This window comes from Malaciobacter marinus (assembly GCF_003544855.1).
Classification (GTDB): Bacteria; Campylobacterota; Campylobacteria; order Campylobacterales; family Arcobacteraceae; genus Malaciobacter; species Malaciobacter marinus.
This window is the reverse complement of record NZ_CP032101.1, coordinates 2,520,845-2,538,543: the sequence shown is the minus strand read 5'-3', so window position 1 is coordinate 2,538,543 and position 17,699 is coordinate 2,520,845. Positions and strand designations below refer to the sequence as shown.

The 17,699-nt window shown below is 25.1% G+C and carries 15 protein-coding genes; 8 read left to right on the top strand and 7 right to left on the bottom strand.

What is annotated here, in order from left to right; all coding sequences use genetic code 11:
- Positions 1–21 precede the first annotated feature (21 nt).
- From AMRN_RS12320 to AMRN_RS12305, 4 genes are all read right to left on the bottom strand, one after another.
- Positions 22–354: a YraN family protein gene (locus AMRN_RS12320; RefSeq protein WP_099311335.1), complete on the bottom strand. Its 333-nt coding sequence runs from the start codon at positions 352–354 to the stop codon at positions 22–24.
- 11 nt (positions 355–365) lie between these two features.
- Positions 366–566, bottom strand: a complete 201-nt coding sequence (thiS, locus tag AMRN_RS12315; RefSeq protein WP_099311326.1) for a sulfur carrier protein ThiS — start codon at positions 564–566, stop codon at positions 366–368.
- 80 nt (positions 567–646) lie between these two features.
- A complete protein-coding gene (locus AMRN_RS12310; protein WP_099311327.1) occupies positions 647–1,306 on the bottom strand; it encodes a response regulator transcription factor in 660 nt (219 codons plus the stop codon).
- Positions 1,281–3,200 carry an FIST N-terminal domain-containing protein gene (locus AMRN_RS12305; RefSeq protein ID WP_099311328.1) on the bottom strand — a complete coding sequence of 640 codons (1,920 nt, stop codon included), beginning with the start codon at positions 3,198–3,200 and terminating at the stop codon, positions 1,281–1,283. The genes AMRN_RS12310 and AMRN_RS12305 overlap by 26 nt, the downstream gene beginning before the upstream one ends.
- A 172-nt stretch (positions 3,201–3,372) precedes the next feature.
- Here AMRN_RS12305 and AMRN_RS12300 point away from each other — a divergent pair, with 172 nt between their 5' ends.
- Both AMRN_RS12300 and AMRN_RS12295 read left to right on the top strand, forming a co-directional pair.
- A complete protein-coding gene (locus AMRN_RS12300) occupies positions 3,373–4,869 on the top strand; it encodes an aldehyde dehydrogenase family protein (RefSeq protein WP_079577635.1) in 1,497 nt (498 codons plus the stop codon).
- Positions 4,870–4,917: 48 nt separating this feature from the next.
- A complete protein-coding gene (locus AMRN_RS12295) occupies positions 4,918–5,289 on the top strand; it encodes a DUF779 domain-containing protein (RefSeq protein WP_099311330.1) in 372 nt (123 codons plus the stop codon).
- A 3-nt stretch (positions 5,290–5,292) separates the two neighbouring features.
- Here AMRN_RS12295 and AMRN_RS12290 read toward each other — a convergent pair whose 3' ends face one another.
- The gene (locus tag AMRN_RS12290) at positions 5,293–6,291 is read right to left on the bottom strand and encodes an SAM-dependent methyltransferase (RefSeq protein ID WP_099311331.1); all 999 of its coding nucleotides are present in this window, start codon (positions 6,289–6,291) and stop codon (positions 5,293–5,295) included.
- A 122-nt stretch (positions 6,292–6,413) separates the two neighbouring features.
- Between AMRN_RS12290 and pyk the strand changes: the two genes are divergently transcribed.
- From pyk to AMRN_RS14130, 4 genes are all read left to right on the top strand, one after another.
- The gene (gene pyk / locus AMRN_RS12285; RefSeq protein ID WP_099311332.1) at positions 6,414–7,862 is read left to right on the top strand and encodes a pyruvate kinase; all 1,449 of its coding nucleotides are present in this window, start codon (positions 6,414–6,416) and stop codon (positions 7,860–7,862) included.
- A 148-nt stretch (positions 7,863–8,010) separates the two neighbouring features.
- Positions 8,011–9,111 carry a tetratricopeptide repeat protein gene (locus AMRN_RS12280; protein WP_118897344.1) on the top strand — a complete coding sequence of 367 codons (1,101 nt, stop codon included), beginning with the start codon at positions 8,011–8,013 and terminating at the stop codon, positions 9,109–9,111.
- A complete protein-coding gene (locus AMRN_RS12275) occupies positions 9,104–10,462 on the top strand; it encodes a hypothetical protein (RefSeq protein ID WP_118897458.1) in 1,359 nt (452 codons plus the stop codon). The genes AMRN_RS12280 and AMRN_RS12275 overlap by 8 nt, the downstream gene beginning before the upstream one ends.
- 15 nt (positions 10,463–10,477) lie before the next feature.
- Positions 10,478–11,845 (top strand): phospholipase effector Tle1 domain-containing protein, encoded by a 1,368-nt coding sequence (locus AMRN_RS14130; protein WP_191282203.1) that lies wholly within the window; start codon positions 10,478–10,480, stop codon positions 11,843–11,845.
- A gap of 96 nt (positions 11,846–11,941) precedes the next feature.
- Here the strand turns inward: AMRN_RS14130 and AMRN_RS12265 are convergent, their stop codons facing one another.
- Both AMRN_RS12265 and AMRN_RS12260 read right to left on the bottom strand, forming a co-directional pair.
- The gene (locus tag AMRN_RS12265; RefSeq protein ID WP_099312776.1) at positions 11,942–12,592 is read right to left on the bottom strand and encodes a LysE family translocator; all 651 of its coding nucleotides are present in this window, start codon (positions 12,590–12,592) and stop codon (positions 11,942–11,944) included.
- A 102-nt stretch (positions 12,593–12,694) separates the two neighbouring features.
- Complete coding sequence (locus AMRN_RS12260) at positions 12,695–14,662, bottom strand: sensor histidine kinase (protein WP_118897456.1); 1,968 nt, start codon at positions 14,660–14,662, stop codon at positions 12,695–12,697.
- Between the two features lie 328 nt (positions 14,663–14,990).
- Here AMRN_RS12260 and AMRN_RS12255 point away from each other — a divergent pair, with 328 nt between their 5' ends.
- Complete coding sequence (locus tag AMRN_RS12255; protein WP_099312768.1) at positions 14,991–15,230, top strand: hypothetical protein; 240 nt, start codon at positions 14,991–14,993, stop codon at positions 15,228–15,230.
- A 2-nt stretch (positions 15,231–15,232) separates the two neighbouring features.
- On the top strand, positions 15,233–17,698 hold the full coding sequence (locus AMRN_RS12250) for an ankyrin repeat domain-containing protein (RefSeq protein ID WP_099312770.1): 2,466 nt from the start codon (positions 15,233–15,235) through the stop codon (positions 17,696–17,698).
- Position 17,699: the final 1 nt, after the last annotated feature.

The following is a 17,699-nucleotide window of genomic DNA, read 5'->3' as shown; positions in this document are numbered from 1 at the left end:
GTATAAAGCTTTGCTTTATACTTAAAAAGTAATATTTTCTAAATGAGTAATTTGTTCATCAATAACAATAATTGCATCTAAAGTGTAAGCTGTGTTTAGATTTTTAATTTGTAAGTAGTAGTCTATGCTTCTTGTAAGTTTAGAAATTTTGCTTTTACTTATATTATTAATAGCAGTTTCATAATCATTTGCTGATTTTACTTCACAAAAATGATATATATTGTTTTTTTTTGCAATTATATCAATTTCACCAAGTTTTTTGGCATAAAAGTTTTTTTCAATTATTTTAAAGTCTTGTGATATTAAAAATTCACAAGCTTTATTTTCAGCTATATTTCCTTTGTTTTTACTCAAAGTTTTGCCTATCATCCACCACCAACAAACTGAAGTAACTCTAATTTGTCTTCGTTATTTAAAGTATAACTATTCCACTGATCTTTTTTTACAATCTCCATATTAACAGCAGCAGCCATAACTTTATCTTCAACTTGTAAAGATTTTATTATTTCAATTAGAGTGATATCTTCATTAAACTCTTTTGTTTCTCCATTAATTATAATTGTCATTTTAAACCTTTTGATAATTTACATAAAATTTTAGCTAATTAATCTTTATTGTCAATCAAAAAAATTTGCTAAATAATTTTCTAATTTGGTCTTTCTACCATATATCCAACACCTCTAACATTTATTATAAAATCTTCTTTTAGAACTTTTTTTACTCTATTTACTTCTGCTCTAATTGTACCTATATCTACATCATCATCTTCATATGCATATGTTCTAAACATATCATAATTTACAACTAAACTTCTATTTTTTGCAAGTAAAGCGATTATTAGAAGTTGTCTTTTAGGTAAAATATGAGGTTCATTGTTAAAGTATAAAGTCATCGTTTCTAAATCAAAACTATAATAATTTGATAATCTTTTATGTTGTAAAGGAATAACTTTATTTTGTAAAAGTCTATTAATTCTTAGATGTAACTCTTTTAAATGAAAAGGTTTTTTTAAATAGTCATTGCATCCTATATTAAAAGCTTTTGATATATCTTCAATATCTATTAATGCAGATATATAAATAGTTGGAACTGCTTTTTTCTTTTCATGTAATACTTCAAGAATAGTAAGTCCATCAATATTGGGAACATTTATATCTAAAATAAGTAAATCAAACTTCTTTTTCTCTACTATTTCAAGACACTCTCTTCCATCTCTTGTAGAAACTATTGCATGACCTACTGATTCTAAATACTGTTTTATTGCATTATTAAGCATAATGTCATCTTCTAATAATAAGATTTTCACTAGCTTCTCCTTTAAAAGTATATGTAAAACAAGTATTATTCTTGTCTGAAATAACATCAATTTGAATATTTTCTTCTTGACAAACTTTTTTTACTAAGTTTAAACCTAAACCCAAACCTTTTTTAGTTTTTTCTTCTCTATAATACTCTTCAAAAATTTTTTTAGGATCTTGAATCACACAAGAGTGGCTTGATATACTTAATATATAATTATTGTCTTCATTTTTTAAATCAATATAGATATTTTCATTTTCATAAGTATATTTAATTGCATTTGTTAGGTTGTTATCAATAATTCTTTGTAGTTTTGATTCACTAAAAAATATTGGCATTGTTTCTTGATTTGTATTTAAAATAAAATTGGACTTCACTTGCAGTGCAACTTGTGAAAAGAAATCAATTCTGCTTCTAATATAATCAACTAAATCAATTTGAATTTTATTATACACTAATTGGTCTTTTTTTATTAAAAAACTAAGGTCATCATAAATAGAAGAGATGTTTTTCATGGCAACTTCGATATTTGAAATATATTCATTTTTACCATTAATCATCTCATAAAGCTCAATATTCCCCATAATTACTGATAAAGGAGTATTTGTTTCATGTATTGCATGCCTTAAAAATTGTCTTTGTGATGCTAAGAGTCTATTTGAATATGCTTTTTGTTTATGTAATTTCTTTGTTTGTACATCATAATCTTGTGAAGATTGTTCTATTAAATGTGCAAGTGCTTTTATTGTTCTTGCATATTTAGTATCACTTTTATTATCAGTCTCTTTAATTTTTATTTTTTCATTATTGATATTTTCACTTAATGCAATGATAGTAAGGGTTTGATTTAAAAGTTCATTATGCCCTTTATTGTGAAAAAATTCTGCATATGTAAAAAATCCACTTGTTGAAGTTATATTTGAAAAAGGTTCAATCTCTACATTTATAAAGTTTGGCATAAATCTTCTTCTTGCCATGCATGAGTATAAAAAAAAGCTTTCTGGTTTAAACTCTTCAAGTAGATTTTTTAACTCATTTATTGGGTTTTGCATAATCATCTCTGCATTTCCAAAACCTAGTTTTACAATATCACCTTCTTTGAAATTTCCAGAAAAACTAAGACTTTTATCTTCGTGTTTTTTCAAAACTGCTCTTGCAGTTTTTAGTGAGCCATTCTCAATAATTAATGGAAACTCAATACCTGTACTTGGAAGCTCTTTTGCAACTTCATGCCCTAAATACTTTGCATAAAAATCTGTTGGTTTCATACCTGAGATACTATAAACTCTATTATCTTTTACTTTATCAATAGTATGTCCAACTCCAATTGTTGACCAGTTAAACCTATAATCATTATATACTTTTAATATTTTTGAATTTAAAGCAACTGCAACAGATCCTCTTTTAAATATTTTTTCATTACAAGAGATATATGTTTGAATAAATTCACTATTATCTCCTGCCATTCCACCACAAATAATAACTTTGTTATTTATAGATTCAATTCCTTTTAAAAACTCTTCTGCATTTGTAATTGTTCCATCTGTGAAAGTAATAAGAAGTTTTGTATCTTCTGATATTAGTTTTCTTGCTAAATCTTGACCATTTTTAAAAGAGTCTTTTATTGTGCTGTAATTGGTTTTAATAGATGTATCTTCAAATATTGAAATGCTTATGATAGTGTTGTTTGTTGTAACTTTGTTTTCAATGATTTCACCATCTGTTGTTGCACCAATACATTTTGCATTTGGTAGGTTTTTTAAAATTTCATTTGTGTAATATTGAAGTTTGGAGTCTCCACAAAATATTTGTACTAAAATATTTTCATATATTTTAAATTTTGAAAAGTTGATTATATTGTTTATATTTTGATTATCAATACTAAAATTATATGTTTTCATAGATAGATTTTAGCATAAAAATAAAAGTTTTTAATAAATCTTTTTAAAAGACATTGCCAAAGAGCCTTTAAATAGGCATTTATAGAACGCTATTTTCTTGCTATTTTAAAGCTAAACTCATGCTATACTTTTCTTGTAGAATTTCCTTTACAAAAAAATTTAAAGGACAAATATGGCATATTCAAAACCAACATTTAAAGAACAATATGAAAATTTTATTGGTGGAGAGTGGGTTGCTCCAAAAAGTGGGGAATATTTTGATAATACTTCACCTGTAGATGGAGAAGTACTTACAAGAATTCCTAGATCAAATGAAGAGGATGTTGAGCTTGCTGTAAGTGCTGCAAAAAAAGCTTTTGAAACTTATAAAAATACTTCAGTTATAGAAAAAAGTACAATGTTAAATAAAGTTGCAGATGCAATTGAAGCAAATTTAGAAAGACTTGCTGTTGCAGAAACTTTAGATAATGGTAAAACAGTTAGAGAAACATTAAATGCAGATCTTCCTTTAGTAGTTGATCACTTTAGATATTTTGCTTCTGTTATTAGAGGTGAATCTGGAAGTGTATCTGATTTAGACCAAGATACTGTATCTCAAGAGATTACTGAACCATATGGAGTTGTTGCACAAATTATTCCATGGAATTTCCCATTATTAATGGCAGCGTGGAAATTAGCACCTGCATTAGCTGCTGGAAATTGTATTGTAATGAAGCCAGCAAGTGCTACACCAATGTCAATTTTATTACTTATGGAAGTAATTCAAGATGTATTACCAAAAGGTGCAATTAATATTATAAATGGTGCAGGTGGAAAAATTGGAAAAGCTCTTTCTACTCATCCAGATGTTAAAAAAGTTGGCTTTACTGGTGAAACTACAACTGGTCAATTAATTATGCAATACGCAACTGAAAATATTATTCCTTCAACATTGGAATTAGGTGGAAAATCACCAAATATTTTCTTTGAATCAATCATGGATGCAGATGATGAATTTTTTGATAAAGCAATTGAAGGTTTAGTTTTATTTGCATTTAATAGTGGTGAAGTTTGTACTTGTCCATCAAGAGCATTAATTCAAGAATCAATTTATGAACCATTTATGAAAAGAGTTCTTGAAAGAGTAGAAAAAATCACTCAAGATAATCCATTAGATCCAAATAATATGATGGGTGCACAAGCTTCTGTTTCTCAAAAAGAGAAAATTTTAGAGTATATTAAAATTGGTAAAGAAGAGGGTGCAGAGTTATTAATTGGTGGTGAAGAGTATAGTAGTAAAACATTCCCTAATGGAAACTATATTAAACCAACAATCTTTAAAGGTCACAATAAAATGAGAATCTTCCAAGAAGAGATTTTTGGACCTGTATTAGCTGTAACTACATTTAAAGATGAAGAGGAAGCTTTAGAGATTGCAAATGATACAGTTTATGGATTGGGGTCAGGTGTTTGGTCAAGAGATGCGCACCAATTACATAAAGCAAGTAGAGGAATTCAAGCTGGTAGAGTTTGGGTAAATTGTTATCATATGTATCCATCACATGCTTCATTTGGTGGATATAAAAAATCAGGTATTGGTAGAGAAACACATATGATGATGTTAAATTCATATAGACATACAAAAAATATCTTAACTTCTTATAGCAAAAACGCAATGGGATTCTTTTAATAGATATTATTCATAGGGGCTTTATCCCTATGAAATAAAGGAGAGATCATGGAAGTAAAAAGAGTTGATGTAACTCCTGAAGCTTGTGAGATTATTGAAAAACTTAAAAAAGAGCATGGAGAACTTTTATTTAATCAAAGTGGTGGATGTTGTGATGGAACAGCACCTATGTGTTATGCAAAAGATGATTTTTATGTTCCAAGTAGAAATGTAAAACTTGGTGAAATTTGTGGGTGTGAATTTTTTATAGATAAAGATCAGTTTGAATACTTTAAACATTCACATATAACTATTGATGTGAAAAAAGAGACAGCTTTTGGTAACTCTTTTTCTTTAGAAATAGATTTAGGTTATCAGTTTTTAACCATATCAAGAATTTTTACAGATGAAGAATATAGAAATTTAGAAGATGCTAAATAGTCTTTATTTTTTTATAAATAAAGACTTAAATCTATCTCCCATACCTGTTGGTTGAATTAGTAACTTAACCTTTTGAACTTCTTTTAAATAAGTCTCATTTGAAACATGCTGCTTTAAAATCTCTAAAAGTTTTGTAATATCAAAATCTATTAATCTATTTGCTTGTGTATTAAAATCAACATTTTCACAACTACTAAATAAATCACTTAAATAGTTAAAATGAACATCATATGTTATATCGCTATTTTTATATAAGGATTTTAAATGTAAATCTTGCTCAAAGATAGGAAAAACTTTGTGGTTTTTATATACTCTACAAGAAAAGTCATTTCTTACAAGTTTATCTCCATAATCAAAAGTTAGAAAATAAAAATCATCTATATTTTTCATAATTGAATCTACAAAAGTTTTATATTCTAAACAGACTTCGCCTTTTTGTATATTATATCTTTTACAATGGCTTAATATCTTTTCATCTGTACACGTTTCAAATATAATCTTATCTTTTTTTATAAAAGCTTGTTGCAAAGTATTATTTTTTGTATATACTAAGTCACAAGCAAAAGCATCAAAAATCTCATTTGCAACAATAAATGCTTCTTTTAATCTTACTTCCTCAATACTTTGATAAAAGCTTAAGTTTATTTCATCACCAAAACAGTCTTGCAAATACTCTTTTTGTATCTTTTGTAAAGACTCAAATCTTTCAACAATTATAAAATTTAGAGTTTTTAAAAGCTTTGAATCAAGAGTATATATAAACTGTATTATATCAGCAAGTAAATATCCATGATGCGCTCCAATCTCTACAATTGATGTACTTTTGTCTAATTTTTTTTCTTTTATTAAAGATACTATTTTATTTGCTATTGCTCCACCAAAAAAGCTACTTGTAGATACAGAAGTAAAGAAATCTCCTTGCTTTCCTATTTGTTTGTATTTTGCATAATAACCATTTTTTTCATAAAGCCATGAGTTCATATAATCATTGAATTTTTTCATTTTAAGATTTTATCTAAAACTATGTTAGATTGTTTTTATTATCATTAATTACAGTGTTACTTCAATGTAATAGATTTTAGGTATAATGCTACAAAGAAAACAAATTATTAAAGGAGAAGCCCATGATAAAAAGAACTAAAATTTTAGCAACTTTAGGGCCAGCAAGTGATAGCGTTGAGGTAATTGAAGGGCTTATGAAAGCTGGTGCTAATATGTTTAGATTAAACTTTTCACATGGTGATCACAAGTATCACTTACAAACATTGAAAAATATAAAAACAGCTATGAAGAATTTAGATAAAACAGTAGGTATATTACAAGATATTTCTGGACCAAAAGTAAGAATTGGAGATATAAAAGAACCTTTTGAACTTCATCGTGGAGATATAATAACTTTTCTAAAAGAAGATATCTTAGGATATAAAGAGAGTAATAAAAGTTATGTTGTATCTATAAATTATCCAGAATTACTTGATAAAGTAAAAGAGGGTGAATATATTTACTTATATGATGGAACTATTAGAGCTAAAGTTATTGAAACAGGAATTGAGATAAAAGCTAAAGTAGAAAATCATGGAGTTTTAAGTTCAAGAAAAGGTGTGAACTTCCCTAATACTGTAATTGATATTGATGTAATTACGAAAAAAGATGAAGAAGATATAAAATGGGGAGTAGAAAATAAAGTTGATTATTTTGCTATTTCATTTGTACAAAATAAAAATGATATGGAAAATGCTAGAAAACTTCTTGGAAATTATAAAGGAAAATTAATTGCAAAAATTGAAAAATTTGATGCTGTTGAAAATATTGATGAAATCTTAGAAGCAAGTGATGGACTTATGGTTGCAAGGGGAGATTTAGGTATTGAAGTTCCTTATTATGAAGTACCTACAATTCAAAAAAATCTTATTCATAAAGCAAATCTTGCTTGTAAACCAGTAATTACTGCAACACAAATGCTTTTATCAATGACACAAAATGAAAGAGCAACAAGAGCAGAAATTTCTGATGTGGCAAATGCAGTTTTAGATGGAACTGATGTTGTTATGTTAAGTGAAGAGAGTGCAGTTGGAGAAGACCCAATAAATGTTGTAAAAACAATGAAAAATATTATTTCTAAAACAGAAGAGATTTATGCTTTTGATAAACAATCAAAAATGCATTATATTGATGAGTTTGATGTTATACAAGCAACTGTTACAAAGTTAGCTGATGATATAAATGCAAAAGGTATTTTAGCATTAACAAGCTCAGGACAATCTGCTATTAGAATGTCAAGATATAGACCAAAAACTAAAATTTATACTTTTGCACATAAAAAAAGAATATTAAGTTCATTAACTGCTGTATGGGGTATTTATCCAATTGGTACAATTAAAGAGTCTCAAGCTTCTAAAATGTTTCAAAAAATGCTTAAGACACTTGATGAAAAAGGTTTACTTGACAAAACAGGACCTTATGTTGCAACTGTAGGATATCCAGTAGGAACACCAGGAAGCACAAATACGATTAAAATTTTAACACAAAGTGAAATTAAATATTATTTAAGTTTACCAAGTAAAAAATTATAATTTAAACTCTACTTTTTAACCTACCTTGAATTATATTTTAATAAAGGTAGGTTATAAATCAAAATCTTTATATAAATAATTTATTATATTATTTTAGCTACTATGTTATACTATATTAATACAAAAACAAATAAACAGGAAAAATAGTATGCAAAATATAATAAAAACCCTACTAATAATATGTATAACAACAGTAGTATTAAATGCACAAGAATTAAAAAAAAGTGAATATGATATAAACCAATGCATAAAAATAGAATATACAAAAGAAGATATAAAAAAATATAAAAAACTAATACAAGAGGGTGAACTACAAGGATATAGTTGTGCAGGTATATACTATGCAAGACAAGGTAACTTTGATGAAGCAATAGATTACTTTAATAAAGGAAAAGAAAAAGGAAGTATAGAATCATATGCACAATTAGGAAGTCTATATTTAAGTTTTTTACATGATAATAAAAAAGCAGTTAAAAACTTTAAAGTAGCAGCAAATGCAGGACATGGAAAATCAGCACATAATTTAGGTGTGTATTATTATAAAAACTTTAAATATGATGAAGCATATAAATGGTTTATGAAATCATATGAAATGGGTGATATTAACTCACTAATTTCTATTGGACTGATGTATATAGACCAAAAAAAATATGATGAAGCAATAAGTACTTTTAAAAAAGTTGGAGAATTAGGTGAGCCAAGAGGTTATTATGAACTGGGGACTTTTTACCAATTAAATAAAGATATGCAAGATAAAGAAAAAGGAATAAATTATTATAAAAAATGTTATGAGATGGGATATGGAAAATGTGCCTCAGCAATAGGAGAGTATTATGAAGAAGACGAAAAAGATTACAAAAAAGCAATTGAGTGGTATAAAAAAGGTGTTAAACTTCAATATAGAGGTTCTCTTCAAAAATTAGGTCTTTTATATGCAACAATATTAAAAGATTTTAATAAGTCAATTTATTGGTATAAGAAATGTTATGAAGAATTTAAATATTCAGGATGTGCAGCTGATATAGGATATACATATCAAATAGATTTAAAAGATTATAAAAAAGCTGAAAAGTGGTATAAAATAGGATACAAATTAGGAAGTGGAAAAGCTGCAAATAATTTAGGATATATTTACAATTATACATATAAAGATGAAAAAAATGCAATTATATGGTATAAAAAAGCTGCTAAATTAGGACATAAAAAAGCTATTAATAAACTAAATGATTTAGGAGTATCATATGAGTAATGATATAACTAAAGGAAATGCATTTCATAAAGAGGGTGAAGTAGTACACTTAAATGAATTTTGTACCAAAGAGAATGAAGCAATAGAAGAAGATATAAAAACTAGAATCGCTTATATGGTTATATCAAATGAAGATATAAAAGAGTTATTGAATTCAACTGATGATAAACAAATAATCTTAGATAAAGTAATAGAAGAATATAAACCTTATTTGATAAAAGCTGTAGAAAAAGAGAGTACTAAAAATAATAAACCCTTAATTTTTGATGATTTACGTGGTATAACTGAACAAATAGTTGATAAAAAATTGGTAAAACTTTGTACCTCTCAATTGTATAACTCAAAATCTTATGGAAGTGTATTAAAAGCAAAAAAGTATCATCATGCATATAAAAAAGTACTGCAAAAAAATCTAAAAGAAAATCTTGAAAAAAAAAGTACTTCTGCTTTGACTTTTACTAAAGATAGTTGTAATGAAATTATAAAAAAAGAAGTAAATAAAACTTCAAAAAAACCAAATAAAGATGAACAGGCATATATAGTACTATCTATGCCATATGTTTATAATATAAAAGATGATTCTAAAACAAAAGAGTTAGAACTAATGTCTTATGAAGATAAAATAATAGCATCATTTATGCCTGAGTTAATAGTCGAATATGGAGTGTTTTTTGATGGAACAAATAATAATATATATAATATAGATTTTTATAAAAACTTTAAAAAGTTTTTAAAAGAGCCAGCAAAAGATATAGAAGATGGCTTAAATGGAAATGATGAATTAGAAGACAGAGAAAAACTAAAAGATAGAAAACAAGGAACAATTGAAGAATACATCCTTTCAATAGATAACCCAGAGTTTACAAAAAAAACAAAAAAAATGATTATAAATCAAATGAATAATGCTTCAATAAGATATTTTGATAGTAAATTAGTTCTTAAATTAGATCATGATGAAATTATAACTACTAAAAAAGCAGAAAAAGATTCAAAAAAAGTATTTGATTATTTACTTGATGTAAAAAATAGTAAAAAAGATGCCCAAGAAAAAACTATTTCTGATTATATAATAAAAGAAATACTTCCAGATGATAATGAAGATAGTAGCTTTACAAATGGTGAAACAAACATAAGTAGATTATATGAATTATATGATGGAGATGATGTAAAGAAAAACAAAGATGCTCTTCCAAATACTAGATTTAAACTTTATGAAAGTGGTTCTGGAACTTTTAATCCTTTTATACAAAAAGATTATGAAGATGACTCTGTAGTTGGACTGGGTCTTGGAATGGGAGAGAGTGGAGTAATAGCACATTGTTTATACTCTTGTATAAAAATGGTTGAATAATTAAGAAAAGATTCAATAACACATATAGATGAACTAGTTTTAGATGTATTTGGATTTAGTAGAGGTTCTACTAGTGCAAGACATTTTATTTGTACACTTTTGAAAAATACACAATTGGTAAAAAATGAAAAAAGAGAATATACAATAAAAACAAAAGATAGTAAAGATATTTTTTATGAATTTTTTGGAAGTAATGGTTATGTAAGAATTGGAAGTAAGACTATTTTTAATCCACTTAGAACAGATATAGAGTATATTAATCCAAATAACAATAATCATAGAGTTTATAATCCTTTTTATAAAGAAAAAGAGATAACAATTGAATCAATCTCTTTTAGATTTGCAGGATTGTTTGATACAGTAACACATTATGGAATTATGCAATCAAATGATTCTGATGATTTAAATATAAACTTTTTTGAAAATGATAATAATAAAAAAGTAGGGCATGTAGTTCATCTAATGGCAGATGATGAGTTTAGATATAACTTTGAAGCATACTCTATCTTTACAAATATAAATAAGCACTATTATAAAGAAAGTACAGAAAAAAGAGAAGATGGTGGTGCAAGATTTGAAGAGTTTTATGTTCCTGGAGCACATGCAGATGTAGGAGGGGGATATAATGAAGAAAATGAATTGGTTTATCTTGGTGATTTTATAATAGAAGAAAAAAAACTACCTGATTACTTAAGAAAAAATATACAAAAGTGGAATAATAAATATAATTGGTTAAAAAATAATGCATTAATACAAAAAGATTCAAAAAAAGAAATAAAAGAAATGAAAGAAAAACAAAAAGAAAGAGAAAGTGAAATAGAGAAATTAAAAAAAGAACTAGAAAAAGAAAATAAATCAAAAAATGAGAAAGAGAAACTAAAAGATGATATTGAAAAATTGGAAAATAAAGAAGGTTTTTATTACTATATAAAAAATGTATATAATTTAAATACAAGAGAAGATATTTGGGGAAACTCTTCAAATTGGGAATATCATTTACATTTATATATGTATAAACCAAAAGTATCAAATAAATATGAACATGTAGCTATGAGATTAATGTATGATAAAGCTATATATGTAGATTCAAAAACACAAAAAAATAGAAAAGATGAGTTTGAGATGGTTCCTTTTGGTAAATTTGATCATAGTTTTAAAGATGATGAAACTTTAAAAGAAACATATAAAGCACTTAAAGAGCACAAAGTTTTAAAAAAAGAGAATACAAAAATATATAAAGAGTTAAAAAACAACTATTTACACCACTCTTCACAAGTTGGAAACTTTGTAAATAAACCTTCAAATGAGAAAAAAGATGAATATGAGCTATATGGAAAGAGAGTTATTTATTCTACTGAGGGCAAAGAGTTTACTAGAGGGTGATAAGTATTTATTAAAATAATATCACAGTGTATCTTTTGCTACTTATTTTACACTTTGTTGAACTTATTTTATCCTAATTACTTAGAATAATTTAATTTATCTTAATAAAATAGTTTTTATTTCTTTTAAGCCTATAAATGAACCCAAACCAAATAAAATTGAGCCTGAAACTCTTTCTTGAATAACTTGTGCTTTTTTACTTTTATTGATTAAAGAAGCAACTTTACTAGAGAAAATAGCAACTGAAGTATCAATAGGAATTGCAGAAACAACAACTATAATTCCAAAAATAAATAATTGAAATGATATAGAACCAATTTCAGGATTAACAAACTGAGGTAAAAATGCGATAAAAAATAGTGCAGTTTTAGGATTTGTAATTTCTATTAAAACACTTTCATAAAAAATTCTTGAAAGAGGTTTATACTTTGATTTTTTTACTTTTATATCTTCATCACTAGAGTTTGTTTTAAAATATTTTATACCTAAATAAATCAAATAAACAGCACCCAAAAGTTTTACAGCAGTATATAAAGTAGGTGAGTGTTTGAAAATTGTGGCTAAGCCTAGTACTGTTGCAAGAACATGAAAAAGACCTCCTACAGCTAAGCCAATTGCAGCAGCAATTCCTCCCGATACTCCTTGTGAAATTGATCTGGCCATTACATATAAATTTGATGGTCCTGGTGAAATATGCATAATCAATGTAGCTAAAGTAAAAGTAAGAAGTATTTCTATTGATGGCATTTATAAATCCTAAATATTAATTTTGTAATTTTATCATATTTTAGTTTTAACACTATTTCTAAATAAATTCTTTGAAACTTCTCAAAATTTGTAAACAATGTTTTAACTGTTCTTTTTTAAAATTATTGTAAATTCTGCACCTTTATAAGATTTATTTTTATACTCAAAAATTTTATTTGCTGCATTTAATTCTCCATTCATATGATTTGCAATTATTATTTGTGACATATATAATCCAATTCCTGTACCTTGTGATTTGAATTTTGTTGTAAAGTATGGTTCAAAAATTTTATCTATTATTCTCTCATTAATTCCACCTGCATTATCTTTTATTTTTATAATTACTTGAGTATTGTTTTCTTCTTGTGAAATAAAAATATATTTCTCTTTTAAATTATCATTTTCTAATAATGCATCTTTTGCGTTATTGATAATATTTAAAAGTGCTTGGATTAATTCATTTTCTAGATTATAAATTTTACATTGTTTTGTTACATTTATTATTTCAATGTTTTTATTTTTTAAATTTGCGCTTATAAGTTTTAATACTTTATCTATTGACTTATTTATATCAAATACTATTTTTACTTTATCTTTTTTAAAAAAATTACTAAAATCATCAATTGTATTTGAAAGAAGTTTTGTATTTGAGATAATAGCATCTAAAGAGTCATTCATAATATCTTTTTTTAGAATATTCATTTCATCATGTAATTTTATTCCAGATGCAGCTGTACTAATTGCACTTAGTGGTTGTCTCCATTGATGAGCAATATTTCCTATCATTTCACCCATAGAAGCAAGTTTTGATTGATGATGAAGTATTTGGTCTTTTTCTAGGTTTTTTTGAGTTTGCTCATAAACTTTTTTTTCTAAATTTTCATTTAGTTCTTTTAGTTTTTGATTTTTTTGATGTAACTCTTTTTCATATTCTAAAATTTTTGATTGTATCTTTCTTGCAATTAAGGTCATGATTAAAATTAAAATAATAGTTATTATTGTAGCTACTAATATTATTGAGTTGATTGTATTATTGAGTTTTTCTATTAATAAAAGTTTTTTTTGTTTTATTTGCTTGTCTATTTTTGTTGTATATTGTCCTGTCCCAATTATCCACTTTAATGAAGGTATTATTGATACATAAGATATTTTTTTTGAAATATTTTCTTTCAAGTTATAGCTAGTAGGTGTATAATATATGAAACCACTATTATTTTTTTTAGCTTCTAATATAATGTTCTTTATAATTTTTTGTTCAATTTTAGATAAATTAGAAAATGGTATATTTATAAAATCTTTATTTATATGTGATATTGTAACTCCATTTTGTTTCAAAGCAAAAAGATATTCATCTTTGCCATATCTAATTGAATTTATAATCTTTAAAGCATCTTTTTCTATTTTGTTATTAATATCTTCTTCATATCTTGCCGTACCTATATAAATATTTAAAGGTTCAAAAACTTTTATGAAACCGATTTTCTTTTTATGCTTATTCTCTTTTGGTTTAGTCCAATACCAAGTGCTAAATCCTTCTTTCTTTGATTTTGCAATATTTGTCAACTCTTTTATAAAAAACTTTCCTTTAATATCTTGAATATCATCTAATTTTAACTCTTCATGTTCTTTAACTTGTGGTTGCATTATTACAGTATTATTTAAATCAATAATAAAAAAATATCCACTTTGATTATTATAAAATCTATGGTGTTCTAATTGCTTTTTTATTTCATTTAGTATTTGTTCTTTTGATAAACTATTTTTGTATCTTTCAAAGGTTTTTATTATTGTTTCATGTGCTATATTTACTATATTTTTTAAGTTCTCTTTTTCTTCATTTCTAGTTATTTCAATATTTGTTTCAATTATTTTTATTACTCTTTGGATACGTTTTTTTGTTCTTTCTTTAATCTCTTTTGTATAGTTTTTTTCAAGTTGTTTATTTTCTTGTTCGAATTTTACTTTTTCATATTTTATAAATTTGTAAGTAAATAAAAAAGAGGTGATAAAGATAGTAATAATTGGAAGAATTATAATCCAATAAGTTAATAATAATCTACTATTGAACATAAATCCTCCTACGTTAATAGTTATTCTATTTTAGCATAAAGTTTTAATAATTCTATTTGTTTTTCTAATTCATAAACTTTAAGTTCAATTTTTTTTACCATAGATGAGTTTAATAATGTATCAACATCACTTTTTGTTTTTAATCCAGCTAAAAATTAATTTGATACTTGTTCTTTCTAATTATATCAATTTGTGTATTTTTTGCAATATAAATTGTTTTTTTATTTTAAGCTCAATTTTATTTATATTAAATATCTATAATTCTTATTGCAATAATAAGATTTTAAATTATTTTTAACTATGATATGAAAAAATTATTAGGAAAATCATGAGTGATGAATATAATGAGTGTAAAAAAAATCTTTTCATTAAGAAATTTTTTTTTGATATAAGATTAGAAGAGAACCTTAAATCATTAGAGTATTATAAAAATGATACAAAAGTAATTTTATGGTATGAAAAAGCCTATACTCAAGGCAGTCAAGACTCACTAAATATTACAGGGCTTATTTATGAATTACAATTAAAGATACCAGGGTTTCCAGTAAGACATAAAGGTAGGATTTAATAATGGAATGTCCACATTGTAAAGAAGAAGGTCTGTCTTTTTTTGATGTCAATACTTTTAGTAGTAAAGAAAAAATATTAACTTGCAGAATATGTAATAAACAATCTTACTATCCAAATTTAAAATTCAATGAAGAAAATCCTATTATATTTATTGTTGTCTCTGTTTTGTTTTTCGTAAGTTATCTTTTAGCTCCTCCATTAAAAATAACAGTACTTATAATAATGTTATTTATAATTTTTAATATGTTATTTACTAGAAAAGTTTATGCTTTTAATACGCAAGAAGAATTAGAACTTCTAAAAAAATCTTTTTTACCTCAAGAAGAGATTATTGATGATAGATTAAAGGATTATCCTGAAGCATTAGAATATTATGAAAATAATAATGCTTTTAAATTAGCAATATTTTATGAAGAAATATTAAAAGATTATGAAAAAGCAATTTTATGGTATGAAAAAGCTTATATGCAAGGTAATGAAAATTCACTAAATATTATAGGACTTATTTATAAAAATAAATTAAATGATAATGATAAAGCAAAAGAGTTTTTCATAGAATCAGTAAAAATAGGAAATCTTGATTCTATGCAAAATTTAGCACTTTTTTATCATACGATTTTAAATGATAATGTAAGAGCAAGTGCTTATTATATAGCATTAATTGATATAAAATATTCAAAAGATGAAGTTTTAAAAATCTTAAGAGAAGATCTTAACATTGATGATGAAACAATAAAAAAAGGCTACGAACTACAACTAACAATGCCAAGACTTCCAAGAAGATATAAAGGAAAACTTAATTTAAAAATAAATATAAGTGAAGATAGTAGTTTAGAAAAAAAAGATAAAAAAACTATTAAAAATAAACCTAATAAATATAAATTAGATGGAAAAAAAACAATACCTTTCTTACTACTTCTAGTAATAGTAGTACTAGGTTTTATCTTATATATATATCCTTATGGATATGATGAAGAGTTAGAAAATTACCCACATGCAAAATTGTTATATGAAAATAGAGATGATGCTAATTCAACTTTTGAATTAGCATTATTTTATCTTAACCATGGCAAAAAAGAAAAAGCTATATATTGGTTCAAAAAATCAGTAGATCAAGAAAATCCAATGGCTGCAATAAGATTAGCATATACTGAAGAAAATAAAAAAGAGTATTGGTTTAATGAAGCTTATAAGCTAGGTTTTGATCCATTTAGTTTATATAAATTAGATAGAAGAAATTCTAAAAAATGGTTAAATATTGCTTATGAGAATGGTAATTGCGAAGCTGTAAAAATCAAAATTAAAGAATATAAAAAAGCATATATACGTGATGTTAATAATAATTTTAATCCTATTTCACTTGCTTATGCAGAAAAAGAATTTGGTGAAAAACTAGCTTCTTATAGAAGATTTTATTTCTCAGGTTGTAAAGAACTTGCTTATAATATTGGTGAACTTTATTTTATAAATCAGACTAGTTATTTAAGAACTTTACCTCTAAGTGGAGGAAGTACTATGATGTATCTAGATAAAATTGATAATAATATTAAATCTTCAACAAGAGAAAATATAAAAGAAGCTAAAAAATGGTTTAGAAAAGGAGTTGAGAACGGAGACCTAGCATCAAAAAAAATACTAGGTATTTTAAATAAAGATAAGACACTAAAAAAAACTACAAATATCAATAATGTAAATACTATAAAAAAAGTTGAAAAACCTATTTCAAATAATAATTCTAATGTAGATTATTATGGGATTACAGATAAAGACGTAACTGATTATTATAATAAAATAAGAGGGAATAATCCTTATTTAGATAAGTCTTCAGATCTTTATGATTCAACACAAGATCCAAAATCCAGATTTTATAATAATAAATTTGTAAAAAAATATATTTACTTTAAAAGAAAATATAAAAATAATCCAAAAGAAAAAGTTGATGAAATTGGTTATTCTGAGCTTATGAATGCAATTGATGATAAAAAATATATTAGAGTAAAAGTCCTTTTGGAAAATGGAGCAAATATTAATCATTATTCTCCAGATGGAAGAACACCATTAATTAGAGCTATATTTAGTAAAGATTTAAAAATATTTAATTTACTACTAAAGTACAAACCTGAATTAAATTTAGTAACAAGTAATATTATGAAAGAACCTATTTTTGTTGCACTTGGCTTTGGTCAATATAGTATGGTAAAAAGATTAATTGATGCAGGAGCAGATATTAATGTTACTGATGAGTTTAATAATTCATTATTACATTTATGTGTTAATCGTTATTCCCAGACATCAAAAAGTATCTTTTTAGATATTGCTAAAAGATTAATAAATAAAAAAATTGATTTTACTATTAAAAATGATAATGGCTATACAGCTTTAGAAGTTGCTAAATTAAGGAAGAATGAATCGTTTATCAAAATATTAGATAACAATAAATCTAAAATAAATAATGCAGGATTATAAA